The sequence below is a fragment of the Halorubrum sp. SP3 genome (genome assembly GCF_005435195.1).
GTDB lineage: Archaea > Halobacteriota > Halobacteria > Halobacteriales > Haloferacaceae > Halorubrum > Halorubrum sodomense.
In genome coordinates, this window is sequence record NZ_SGTU01000210.1 from 1 (window position 1) to 322 (window position 322).

At 56.2% G+C, this 322-nt stretch carries 1 pseudogene; it reads right to left on the bottom strand.

Annotation, left to right across the window (positions count from 1 at the left end):
- Nucleotides 1–322 (bottom strand): annotated as a pseudogene (locus tag EXE42_RS16250) (ribonuclease H-like domain-containing protein); the annotation flags it as partial.

Genomic DNA, 322 nt, shown 5'->3' on the forward strand with positions numbered 1-322 from the left:
ATCGACTGTGCCGTGGCCGGAAGCCACGAGCTCACCATACACTCCAGTGAGGCTGTTCTCGCTCGTATTGAACCGTGAGGAGAAGACCTCCATCACGTCGATGTACGGTAGCTCGGCGAACGGCCACTCGCGTTCGTGATGGCTTAACCGCGTTCGAAGGAATGGCAGATCGAATCCGCCTTTCCAGGTTTCCCCATTATACGCTACGAGTTTGACATCTCGCTGTGCGATCGTGGTATCGACGAACGTCTTGACGGCGTCCAACAGGACGCTCTCATCGTCATGAACAGAGAGCGTCACTGGCGTGGTGAGATGGTCGTTC